The sequence below is a fragment of the Mycobacterium sp. P4_H6 genome (genome assembly GCF_056400845.1).
In genome coordinates, this window is sequence record NZ_JBFUKN010000022.1 from 45,380 (window position 1) to 57,793 (window position 12,414).

6 protein-coding genes are annotated in these 12,414 nt (G+C 69.5%); 5 read left to right on the forward strand and 1 reads right to left on the reverse strand.

What is annotated here, in order from left to right; all coding sequences use genetic code 11:
• The first annotated feature begins 26 nt into the window (after positions 1–26).
• The 5 genes from AC1DTF_RS11735 (at position 27) to AC1DTF_RS11755 (ending at position 12,019) form a co-directional block, all read left to right on the forward strand.
• The gene (locus AC1DTF_RS11735) at positions 27–5,399 is read left to right on the forward strand and encodes an amino acid adenylation domain-containing protein (RefSeq protein WP_477474200.1); all 5,373 of its coding nucleotides are present in this window, start codon (positions 27–29) and stop codon (positions 5,397–5,399) included.
• Positions 5,396–9,841 (forward strand): amino acid adenylation domain-containing protein, encoded by a 4,446-nt coding sequence (locus tag AC1DTF_RS11740; RefSeq protein ID WP_477474180.1) that lies wholly within the window; start codon positions 5,396–5,398, stop codon positions 9,839–9,841. Before AC1DTF_RS11735 ends, AC1DTF_RS11740 begins: the two co-directional genes overlap by 4 nt.
• Positions 9,838–11,148 carry an NADPH-dependent L-lysine N(6)-monooxygenase MbtG gene (mbtG, locus tag AC1DTF_RS11745; protein ID WP_477474181.1) on the forward strand — a complete coding sequence of 437 codons (1,311 nt, stop codon included), beginning with the start codon at positions 9,838–9,840 and terminating at the stop codon, positions 11,146–11,148. Before AC1DTF_RS11740 ends, mbtG begins: the two co-directional genes overlap by 4 nt.
• Complete coding sequence (locus tag AC1DTF_RS11750) at positions 11,126–11,338, forward strand: MbtH family protein (protein WP_057169692.1); 213 nt, start codon at positions 11,126–11,128, stop codon at positions 11,336–11,338. The genes mbtG and AC1DTF_RS11750 overlap by 23 nt, the downstream gene beginning before the upstream one ends.
• 93 nt (positions 11,339–11,431) lie before the next feature.
• Entirely contained in the window at positions 11,432–12,019 is a 588-nt protein-coding gene (locus tag AC1DTF_RS11755; RefSeq protein ID WP_477474201.1) for a DUF998 domain-containing protein, read from the forward strand.
• On the opposite strand, the gene AC1DTF_RS11760 is transcribed toward AC1DTF_RS11755, so the two are convergent.
• Positions 11,989–12,297: a type II toxin-antitoxin system VapB family antitoxin gene (locus AC1DTF_RS11760; protein WP_057169694.1), complete on the reverse strand. Its 309-nt coding sequence runs from the start codon at positions 12,295–12,297 to the stop codon at positions 11,989–11,991. The two genes, AC1DTF_RS11755 and AC1DTF_RS11760, sit on opposite strands and share 31 nt — an antisense overlap.
• Between the last annotated feature and the right edge of the window lie 117 nt (positions 12,298–12,414).

Genomic DNA, 12,414 nt, shown 5'->3' on the forward strand with positions numbered 1-12,414 from the left:
CCGTCGATTCATCCCGTCTGGAGTTGATGCGCCGCAAGCTCGCCGAGCGCGGCCTGTCCTCGAGCACGGCCGGCGAGGTCGATGAGAAGGCGCTCTCCGACGGGCAGCGCCGGATGTGGTTCGTCCAGGCCTTCGACCCGACCGGTGTGTTGCTGAACATCAGCTTGTCCTACCGGCTGACCGGCGCCCTGGACGCCGACCGTCTGCACGCCGCGCTGAACGCGGTGGCGCGCAGGCACCCGTTGCTGCGCACCACCTACGTCGCCGACGAGAACGGTGAACCGCAGGCCGTCCTGCACCAGGACCTCAACCCGTCGTGGGCCTTCCACGATCTCTCGGAGATGTCCGAGCGCGCCCGCGGACTGCGCCTGGAGGTGCTGGCCCAGCGCGAATTCGGGCAGAGCTTCGACCTTTCCGCCGATTCGCCACTGCGGATCACGCTGGTGCGCCTGGCCGCCGACGAGCACATGATGCTGTTGGTGGCCCACCACATCGCCTGGGATGACGGCAGCTGGCGGGTGTTCTTCGGCGATCTGACCACTGCGTACGGCGGCGACGATCTGGGCCCGACCCCGCGCCCGCCCGCACCCGCGGCCGACACAGGAGAGGAGGACCTGGCGCACTGGCGGGCGGTGATGAGCGATCCGCCCGAGCCCCTGGAACTTCCGGGCCCCACGGGTTCGGCTATCCCGACCGGGTTCCGTTCCCAGCGCACCGCGCTGGCGCTGGCGCCCGCGACGGTCACCAAGGTGTCCGCCCTGGCCCGGGAGACCGGTGCCACCCCGTACATGGTGCTGCTCGCCGCGTTCGGCGTCCTGATCAACCGTTACACCCACACCGATGACTTCCTGGTCGCCAGCCCGGTGCTCAACCGCGGCACCGACGACGCCATCGGCTACTACGGCAACACCGTGGCCATGCGGCTGCGCCCGCAGGCCTCCCAGGGTTTCCGCGACTTCGTGCTGGCCACCCGCGACACCGCGCTGGGCGCGTTCGCGCACCAGCGCATCAACCTGGATCGTGTGGTGCGCGAACTGAATCCGGACCGCCGCCACGGCGCCGAGCGGATGACCCGGATCAGCTTCGGCTTCCGCGAACCCGACGGTGGCGGTTTCCGCCCCGCGGGTGTGCAGTGCGCCCGCGGTGAACTGCGCGGGCACGTCACCCAGTTGCCGCTGGGCTTCATGGTCGAGTTCGACGGCACCGGTGCGGTGGTGGAGGCCGAGCACCTCACCGAGATCATCGACGCGGACCTCGCGCAGCGCATGCTCACGTCGTTCGCGGTGTTGCTGGACAACGCCCTGGACGACCCGGAGCGCCCGCTGGCCCGCCTCGACATCTTCTCGGCCGAGGACGCCGAGTGGATGCGCGCGATGTCGCACGGTGAGCGGTTCGACACCCCCGCCACCACCCTGACCGCGCTGGTCGAGGAGCAGGCCGCCAAGACCCCCGATGTCACCGCCGTGGTGTACGAAGGCCGCCACCACAGCTACCGCGAGATCAACGAGGCCGCGAACCGGTTGGCGCACAAGCTGATCGCGCAGGGCATCGGCACCGAGGACCGCGTCGCGGTGCTGATGGAGAAATCACCGGAACTGGTCATCACCGCGCTCGGCATCGTCAAGGCCGGCGCGGTGTACCTGCCGGTCGACCCGACCTACCCCGAGGACCGGCTCAGCTACATCCTGTCGGACTCCGACCCGAAGGTCGTGCTCCGCGAACTGGCCACCGACCTGGACGCATACTCCGGTGCGGATCCCACCGACACCGACCGGGTGCGTCCGCTGCTGCCGGAGAACACCGCCTACCTGATCTACACCTCCGGTTCCACCGGCCTGCCCAAGGGCGTGCCGGTGCCGCACCGGCCGATCGCCGAGTACTTCGCCTGGTTCGGGCCGGAATACGAAGTCTCCGATCAGGACCGGCTGCTGCAGGTGGCCTCGCAGGGCTTCGACGTCTCGATCGGCGAGATCTTCGGCATGCTCGCCGCCGGCGCCCGCCTGGTGATCCCGAAGCCCGACGGGCTGACCGACATCGGCTACCTGACCGACCTGCTGCGCAACGAGGGCGTCACCTCGATGCACTTCGTCCCGTCACTGCTGGGCCTGTTCCTGTCGCTGCCCGGGGTCAACGAATGGCGCACCCTGCAACGCGTCCCGATCGGCGGCGAGGCACTGCCCGGTGAGGTGGCCGACAAGTTCCACGCCATGTTCGACTCGCTGCTGCACAACTTCTACGGACCCACCGAAACGGTGCTCAACTGCAGCCGCTTCAAGGTCGAAGGCAAGCAGGGCTCGCGCATCGTGCCGATCGGCACCCCGAAGATCAACACCACCATGCACCTGCTCGACGATTACCTGCAGCCGGTGCCGGTCGGGGTGATCGGCGAGATCTATATCGGCGGAACGCATGTCGCGCACGGATACCACGACCGTCCGGCGCTGACCGCCGAACGCTTCATCGCCGATCCGTTCAACCCGGGCAGGAGGATGTACCGCTCCGGTGACCTCGCCCGCCGCAACGCCGACGGTGACATCGAATTCGTCGGGCGCGCCGATGAGCAGGTCAAGATCCGCGGTTTCCGGATCGAACTCGGTGAGATCGCCGCCGCCATCTCGGTGGACCCGTCGGTGGGGCAGGCCGTGGTGGTGGTCAGCGACGTCCCCGGACTGGGTAAGAGCCTGGTCGCCTATGTCACCCCGGCCGGTGCGGCCGGCATCGTCGAGATCGACCGGATCCGCGCCCGCGTCGCCGCCGCCCTGCCGGAATACATGATCCCGGCCGCCTATGTGGCCATCGACGAGATCCCGATCACCGCGCACGGCAAGATCGACCGGAAAGCGTTGCCGGAACCCGAGATCGTGGTCGCCACCGAATACCGCGAACCGGCCACYGACACCGAGCGCGACGTCGCCGAACTGTTCGCGGAGCTGCTCGGCCGCGACGCGGTGGGCGCCGACGATTCGTTCTTCGAACTCGGCGGGCACTCGCTGCTGGCCACCAAACTGGTGGCGGCGGTGCGCGCACGCTGCCGCGTCGACATCGGGGTGCAGGAGATCTTCGAGCTCGGCACCGTCAGCGGTATCGCCGCGCACATCGATGTGATCGCCGCCGCCGGTGGCCGCTCCGACCGTCCGGCCATGGTGGCCGTCCCGCATGAGGGACCGCTGCAGATGTCGGCCGCCCAGCTGCGGCAGTGGTTCCAGTTCCGCATCGACGGCCCGAACCCGGTCAACAACATCCCGTTCGCGGCCCGACTGAGCGGACCGAACAACCCGGAGGCGTTCGTCGCCGCCATCACCGATGTGGTGAACCGGCACGAGATCCTGCGCACCACCTACCGCGAGATCGATGGGGCACCGTTCCAGATCATCAACCCGGCTGCGGCGGTGCCGGTGCGCCGCGCGCGTGGCGACGGCGAGGAGTGGCTGCAGGCCGAGCTGACCGCCGAACGGCGTTACTGCTTCGATCTGGAGCACGAATGGCCGATCCGGGCCGCGGTGCTGTCCACCGCGAATGAGCATGTGCTGTCGTTGGTGGTGCACCACATCGCCGCCGACCACTGGTCGGCCGGGGTGCTGTTCACCGACATCCTGACCGCCTACCGGGCCCGCAGTGCCGGGCAGGCACCGGATTTCGAGCCGCTGCCGGTGCAGTACGCCGACTACGCGGCCTGGCAGGCCGGACTGCTGGGCGGCCAGGCCGAGAGCATCACCGCGCAGCGTGACTACTGGGTGGAGCAGCTCTCGGGACTGCCCGAGGAGAACGGGCTGCGCCCGGACTTCCCGCGCCGGCCCGTTCCCGGCGGGGAAGGTGACGCGCTGCCGTTCACCATCGACACCGCAACCCGCGCGAAACTGACCGAACTGACCCGCGAACTCGGCATCACCGAGTTCATGCTGCTGCAGGCCGCCGTCGCCGTCGCGTTGCACAAGGCGGGCGAGGGGACCGACATCCCGCTGGGCACGCCGGTTGCCGGCCGCACCGAGCCCGAACTCGACGGGCTGATCGGCTTCTTCATCAACATCGTGGTGCTGCGGAACCGTCTGGACGGCAACCCGACCGTGCGCGAGGTGCTGAGCCGGGCCCGGGAGATGGCGCTGGGCGCGTACGCGCACCAGGATCTGCCCTTCGACCGGGTCGTCGATGCCGTCAGCCCGGTGCGCTCGCTGTCGCGTAACCCGCTGTTCGGAGTGGTCGTGCACGTGCGGGAGGAACTGCCCTCGGATCAGGTCATCGACACCTCGGAGGAGGGCGAGACCCGGTTCACCGCGCTGGAGCCGACATTCGATGTGGCACATGCCGATCTGTCGCTGAACTTCTTCGCCGAGACGGCGCCCGACGGTGCACCGGCGGGCTACCAGGGAACCGTCATCTACCGCACCGAGCTCTACCGGCAGGAAACCGCACGACGGTTGATCTCCTGGCTGGAGCGGGTGCTGCAGGCCTTCGCCACCGAGCCCGACCGCACGCTGCGCGATATCACCATCGCCGACGGCGACCAGGACATCGTCGCGGAGTGGAGCCGGTCGGCCGTCCCGCTGACCGGCCTGCCGCAGACCACGGGCGCCGACCGGGTGCACCTGCTCGACGAGTGGCTGTCCCCGGTGGCGGCCGGTGTCACCGGCGATGTGTACTACGCCGGTGGTGCCGTCGACGCCTCCTACGAAACCATCAGCCCCGCAGCGGCTTTCCGGTATCCGGAAAACCCATTCGGCCCCGGCACCCGGCTGTATCGCACCGGCGACCGTGCCCGGTGGAACTCCGACGGCACACTGGAATACCTGGAAGGCGGCGAGCATCGGGTGCAGGCCGCCCTCGAGGCGGCCCCGGGTGTCGCCGCGGCGGCCACCCGGTACTGGGAGACCCGCAGCGGCACGGTGCTGGGTGGCTACGTGGTGGCCGCCGAACCGGTGACCGATGCGGATGCGTACGTCGCCGCGCTGCGCGCGGCACTGCCCGACGAGCATGCGGCGCTGCCGATCACCGTGCTGAACTCGCTGGAGGGCGGGTCGTTGCCGCGCCCGGTGGTGGTGTCCACCGCACCCAGCGAACCGGCCCGCACCGAGACCGAACGCGCACTGGCCGCCATGCTGATCGACCTGCTGTCGGTGGAGGAGTTCGGTCGTCACGACGACTTCTTCACCCTCGGCGGTGACAGCATCCTGGCCGTGCAGTTGGCCGCCCGCGCACGGGACGCCGGTATCCCGCTGACCGCCCGGATGGTTTTCGAGCATCCCGAACTCGCCGAGCTCGCCACCGCGATCGACGCCAGGGCCGGTGAGGCAGTGGCCGGAGGCATGAACACCGACACCCGGCACGAGCCGATGGCGGCATCGGGGCTGTCCGACGACGAATTGGCCGCTCTGACCGCGGGGTGGGGCACCGACCAGACATGAGCTCGCCGCCTCCCAATCCCCGGGTCGCTCCGCTCCCGCCCGCCGACAAGCCCTCCATCTCCGATGTGATGGCACTCAGCCCCCTGCAGCAGGGGCTGTACTCGCTTGCCGGTCTGACCGACAGCGAGGCCGGAGCCGACCCCTACTTCATCGCGATGGCCGCCGACATCGAGGGCGACCTAAATGCCGAGCTGCTGAAGTCCTGCGCCGAGGCGATGCTGGAGCGCCACCCCAATGTCCGGGTCAGCTTCTTCCAGGGAAACCTGAGCCGGCCGGTCGCGATCGTGCCCGCCACCTTCGAGCTGCCCTGGCAGCACATCGTCGCGGACGCCGGCGAGGCTGCCGCGCTGGAGGCCGAGGTGCGAGGCCGGCCCTTCGATCTCGGCAAGGGCCCGTCGATCCGGTTCCTGCTGGTGCAGATGCCGCAGCGGCAATGGCGGCTGGTGGTGGTCGCACATCACATCGTGATCGACGGCTGGTCACTGCCGGTGTTCGTCAGCGAGCTCATCGGCCTGTACCGGGCCGGTGGCGATCTCGCCGCAATACCGCCGGCGCCGCGGCCCTACCGCGACTACATCGGCTGGCTGGCCGGCCGGGACCCGGAAACCAGCAAGCAGCGGTGGCGCACCCATCTCGCCGATCTGGACGGCCCGACGCTACTGACCCCGGCGCTGGGTGGCGAGGCCGTGCCCGGCCTGCCCACCCGTACCGAGATCGAGCTCGACGAAACGGCCACCGCAGAGCTGATCGAAGCGGCCAGGAGCCGGGGCGTCACCGTCAGCACGATGTTCCAGATGGCCTGGGCGACAATACTGTCCGCATTCACCGACCGCTCCGACGTGGTATTCGGGGTGACGGTGTCCGGCCGGCCCGACGAACTGTCCGGCGTGGAAGCCATGGTCGGGCTGTTCATCAACACCGTGCCCCTGCGCATCCGGCTCGACCCGACCGAACGGGTCGGGCAGCAATGCCTGGCGCTGCAACGCGAAGCCGCCGAACTGCGCGACCACGGCTACCTCAGCCACACCGAACTGCGGGCGGCCGGCGGTATCGGCGAGCTGTACGACACCCTGCTGGTGTACGAGAACTTCCCGCCCGGCGGATTGGTCGGCAGCGGCGAGTTCGACCTGGGCTCGGCGGTGATCCGGCCCGCCGCGCTGGAGAGCCTGTCGCATTTCCCGGTCACCATCGCCGCCCACCCGACGCACGGGCGATTGACCGTGCTCGTCGAAACCCTGGACGGCGCACTGGGACTGCTGAATCCCGAGACGCTGGGGCAGCGGGTGCTGGCAGTCGTGCAGCGCCTGCTGAAGTCGTGGGGACGCCCGATGCGGGAGGTGAACGTCACCCTCGACGGCGAAGTCGTGACCTCCGAGATCACCGAAACTGCCGGCGCCACGGGTGGTTTCCACACCGCGGTCGCCGCGGTCGCTGCCGAGTACCCGGACGAGATCGCGTTGAGCTGGGATCCCGCCACGTCGTCGAACTTCGGAAACCGCAGCGAGTTGAGCTACCGCCAATTCGACAGCGCCGCCGACCGGTTGGCGGCGGATCTGCAGCGCAGGGGAGTGCACGCCGAGACCCCGGTGCCGATCCTGTTGCGCCGCGGCCCCGACTACGTGGTGGCCATGCTCGCCGTGCTGAAGGCCGGCGGACTGATCGTGCCGCTGGATCCGGGGATGCCTGCGGAACGCGTCCGCGAAATCGTCGGCCAGACCGGCGCACACCTGATCATCGACGACGCATTGTTGGTGGACGTCGGGGACCCGGAACCGGACTACCGGCCCGCGCAGATACGGTCCGGGCAGGGCGCCTACATCATCTTCACCTCTGGAACGACCGGAAAACCCAAGGGCGTCATCGGAACTCACAGCGCACTGCTCGCCTACGGTGACGATCACGTGCGCAACGTGCTCGGCCCGGCACAGGCCAGGCTGAACCGCACGTTGAGCATCGCCCATGCCTGGTCGTTCACCTTCGACGCGGCGTGGCAGCCRCTGGTGGCACTGCTCGGGGGTCATCGGGTCCACATCATCGGCGACGATGTGCAGCGCGACGCCGAGGCGCTGGTAGCCACCATCGGGCGCTTCGGCCTGGACATGATCGACACCACGCCGTCGATGTTCACTCAGCTGCGGGCCGCCGGGCTGCTGTCCGCCGTGCCGCTGGCGGTGCTGGCCCTGGGCGGCGAGAACATCGACACCGCGGCCTGGCAGGGCATCCGCGCCGAATGTGAACGCACCGGTATGCGGGCCCACAACTGCTACGGCCCCACCGAAACCACCGTGGAGGCCGTGGTCGCCGCGATCGCGGAGAACGATCAGCCGTGCATCGGCGTGCCGACCGATCCGATGACCGCGCACGTGCTGGACAGCTGGCTGCGTCCGGTCCCCGCGGGGGTCGCCGGCGAGCTGTACCTGACCGGCGGGCAGCTCACCCGCGGCTATCTGGGGCGCGCGGGGGAGACCTCGGGGCGCTTCGTCGCCGATCCCGTGCACCCGGGTGCCCGGATGTACCGCACCGGCGACGTCGTCCGGCGGCTGAAGGGCAATGCCCTGCAGTTCCTCGGCCGCAGCGACGATCAGGTCAAGATTCGTGGCTTCCGGGTGGAACCCGCGGAGGTGGCCGCCGCCCTGCACCGCCACCCCGATGTCCGGCACGCGCATGTCGCGGTGCGACGCCACCGCAGCGGACCGCGGCTCACCGCGTACGTGGTGAGCGGCGTGCCGGTGAGCGAACTGCGGCGCATGCTGACCACCACCCTGCCCAGATACCTGGTGCCGCACCACATCATCGACGTCGGGGCGATACCGCTGACCTCACACGGCAAGGTCGACGACGCCGCACTGGCCGCCCTGGACGCCGACCGCGGCGTCGGGCAGGCCGACGCGTTCGCCGCCCCCGCCACCGATACCGAGGTCGTGCTCGCCGAGGTGCTGGGCGAGGTGCTGGACACAAAGGTCGTCGACGTCAACGCCGACTTCCTGGACCTCGGCCTGGACAGCATCGTCGCGCTGTCCGTGGTGCAGGCGGTGCGCCGGCGCGGGGTGTCGCTGCGGGCCCGGCTGATGCTGGAATGCACCAACATCCGCGAGTTGGCCGCAGCCATCGACACCGACGTCGCGGCCGAACAGTTCGACATCGAGGACACCGGACCCATACCGCTGCTGCCCGCCGGGCACTGGCTGCTGGCCCACGGGGATCCGCGCCGGCTGGCATCCACCGAGGCGATCCGGCTGCCCGGCGGCGCCAGCCGCGAACAATTGGATGCTCTGCTGCGCAGCGTGATCGACGGCCACGCGGCGCTGCACAGCCGATTGGACCGCGTCGCAATGACATTGGTCGATCATCCGGTGGGCGACATCCTCACCGAGGTCGACGCATCGGGTGAGCTGACCGCCGCCGTCGCGCTGCACACCGACGCCGCGGTGCAGCGGCTGGACCCCGACCGGGGTGCGATGTTCAACGCGGTGTGGCTGCACCACGACAGCGGCGCCGAGGTGCTGCTCATCACCGCCCATGTGCTCGCCATGGACCCGGCCTCCTGGCACATCGTGCTCGGCGAACTCGAAACCGGTTGGCACGCCGTCACCGCCGGCCGCACGCCCGCCGCCGTGCGTGAGCACACCTCACTGCGGCAGTGGTCACGGATGCTGGCCGAGCGTGCCCTCAAACTCGACACCTGCGATTTCTGGGAGCGCCAGCTCGACGGTGCGGATCCCGATCTCGGCACCCGCCGGGTCCGGCCGGACACCGACCGCGCCGCCGACGCCGTGGTGTCGATGTCCTTCGTCGGCCGGGCCGTCACCGCGCAGGTGCTGGCCGCACCGGTCCCGGTGCCCGAGGTGCTGGCCGCGGCGACGGCCCGGGCACTGACCGCCTGGCGTCGCCTGCGCGGACAGGACACGCCCGCACCGCTGCTGGCGCTGGAGACCTATGGGCGCGCCGACGGCGTCGTCTCGGCCGGGCTCGCCGACGATTCCCGTCAGATCGACACCGGGGACACGGTCGGCCTGCTCAGCGCGATCTACCCGGTGCGCCTAGGGGCCGAGGATGTCCGCGGGGTCGCCGACGAACTGGCCGCCATCCCCGGCGACGGCATCGACTACGCGCTGCTGCGTTATCTGCGCACCGATACCGCCGAACGGCTCGGAGCCCACCGCGGTCCGCAGATCCTGCTGAACTACCTGGGCCGCATGCGCCAGGCGCCCGGTGGTTCGGCGCTGACACTGGACCGGGACCTGCTGACCCAGGTGTCCCGGACACCGGAACCCGATCTGGCGGTGCGCCATGAGATCACGCTGAACGTGGCAATGGTCGACAAGGACGGCTCCCCGGTGCTGGGGACGCAGTGGCGCACCCTGCCCGACATTCTTTCTGCCGACGACGTCGCCACCCTGCAGGCGCTGTGGCAGGACGCTCTACGAGAGGTGATCCAATGACATCCACTCCGACCCTCGCCGTCATCGGTGCCGGCGTGAAGGCGATCGCGGTGGCCGCCAAGGCCGCCGAGCTGCGCGCCATGGGCGTCGCCGCCCCCGATGTGGTGGCCATCGAACGCACCGCGGTGGCCGCCAACTGGCAACCCGCCGGCGGCTGGACCGACGGGCAGCACCGGCTGGGCACCGGCCCGGAGAAGGACATCGGGTTCCCGTACCAGTCGGCGCTGGTGCCGCGGCGCAACGCCGAACTGGACCGGCGGATGATGGGGCACAGCTGGCAGTCCTACCTGATCTCGACCGGGCAGTTCGCCGAGTGGATCGACCGCGGGCGACCGGCCCCGGCGCACAAGCGCTGGAGCCAGTACCTGAAATGGGTGGCCGACAACACCGGGATGACGGTCCGCCACGGTGAGGTCTCCGAGATCGGGCTGCAGTACGGCGATGACGGGGTGCGCTGGGAACTGGGCACCCGGGAAGGCGTCGTGCACGCCGACGCGCTGATGGTCACCGGGCCCGGACAGGCCGAGCGCTCCATCCTGCCGGGCAACCCGCGGGTGCTCTCCATCGCTCAGTTCTGGCACCGGGCGGCGCAGCACGAGCTGATCGCTGCGGACCGGGTGGCGGTCATCGGCGGCGGCGAGACCGCCGGCACCATGCTCGATGAGCTGTTCCGGCACCGGCTTTCGACCATCACGGTGATCTCTCCGCAGGTGACGCTGTTCACCCGCGGCGAAGGATTCTTCGAGAACGCGCTGTACTCCGACCCCATCCACTGGGCCGGTCTGACGCTGGCCGAGAAGCGCGACGCGATGAACCGCACCGACCGTGGCGTGTTCTCGGTGCGGGTGCAGGAGGCGCTGCTCGCCGATGACCGCATCCGGCATCTGCGTGGCCGGGTGGCGCACGCGGTGGCCCGCGACGAACGCATCCGGCTGACCCTGCAGACCGAGCGGGGCGGGGAGCGGCTGGAGACGGTGCACGGTTTCGATCTGGTGATCGACGGATCCGGCGCCAACGCAATGTGGTTCGTGCCGTTGCTGCTCCAGGACGCACTCGACGTCCTGGAGCTGGGGATGGGCAAGGCGCTCAACGCCGACAGCATCCAGGAGTCCATCGGTTACGACCTGTCGGTCAACGATGTCGAGCCCAAGCTGTTCCTGCCGGGCCTGGCCGGTCTGACCCAGGGGCCCGGATTCCCGAACCTGAGCTGCCTGGGCCGGTTGTCCGACCGGGTGCTCGGGTCCGAGTTCTTCACCAAATCCACTGCCAGCGCGAGGAGTGCCGATGAGCAACAATCCGTTCGATGACGAGGACGGCGTCTTCTTCGTCCTGGTGAACGACGAGGAGCAGCACAGCCTGTGGCCCAAGTTCGCCGAGGTGCCCGCCGGCTGGCGGGTGGTGTTCGGTGAGAGCACCCGCGCGGACTGCCTGGCCTACGTCGAGGAGAACTGGTCCGACCTACGGCCCAAGAGCCTGCGCGACGCCATGGCGAATTGAACTGCGCGAGCAGACACAAATGGCCCCCAAAGTGGGCACTTTCGGGGCCATTTGCGTCTGCTCGCGGGGCAGCGGGGGAGGATGTTTGCCGTGATGGCCAGATTCGCGGCGGTGCTGTGRCTCCTCGCCGCCGCCGGGTATCTGGCCGCCGAGGCGTTCGCCGCGACCGCACTGCCCGGCTACGGCTACGGCGCCGACTACATCAGCACCCTCGGTGATCCCGCCGTCTCGCCGCACGCGCCGTTGATGAACGCGGCCTTCGCCGTTCAAGGTGTGTGCTTCGCCACCGCCGGGGCACTGTTCGCCGCACACGCACCGCGATCGCGGAACCGGTTGGGGTTCATGGTGTTCGCCATCGGCAACGGAATCGGCAACGTGCTCATCGCTGTCGTGCACAGCGGCCAGGGCAACCCCTGGCACGTCATCGGGGCGGTGCTCGCGATCGTCGGCGGAAACGGTGCCGCGCTCGCGGGGTCGGCCCTGCGCACGTCGAAGCCATACCGGGTGGCGTCGATCGCGCTGGGCGCGCTGGGTCTGCTGTGCCTGGTGATGGTGGGTAGCGGGGCGGGCCAGGTCGGTCTCTGGGAACGCGGCAGCGTCTACCCGATCTTTGCCTGGCAGATCCTCACCGCGGTGGTGCTGCTGCGGCGTCAGGCCGGCAGCGCGTCGTCCATCTCATAGACCCGGGCGTGCAGCACGGTGCGGTTGCGCAGCGCGGCCCGCACCGCGTGGTGCACGCCCTCTTCCAGGTAGACATCGCCCTGCCAGCGCACCGCGTGCGGGAACAGATCGCCGTAGAACGTCGAATCCTCGGACAGCAACCGGTCCAGGGCGAGCACCGTCGTGGTGGTCACCAGTTCGTCGAGCCGGATCTGGCGCGGCGGGATCTGGGCCCACTGCCGGTACGTCAGATTATGTTCGGGATACGGCTTGCCGTCGCGGACACCTTTGAAGATCACCGGCGGGCTCCCATGCAGGTGAGGTTAACCGCAAACGACGGGCAATGTCGGCGAAGTCTTTGCATGCGAAACGATGCCGAGGTGGCCCGTGCGCGACGTGATCGGTGTCGCGGTGAA

What these genes read in the sequence shown, in the direction of transcription:
- AC1DTF_RS11750 (WP_057169692.1), top strand. Translation starts at nt 11,126, where the DNA reads ATGAGCAACAATCCGTTCGATGACGAGGACGGCGTCTTCTTCGTCCTG.
- mbtG (WP_477474181.1), top strand. Translation starts at nt 9,838, where the DNA reads ATGACATCCACTCCGACCCTCGCCGTCATCGGTGCCGGCGTGAAGGCG.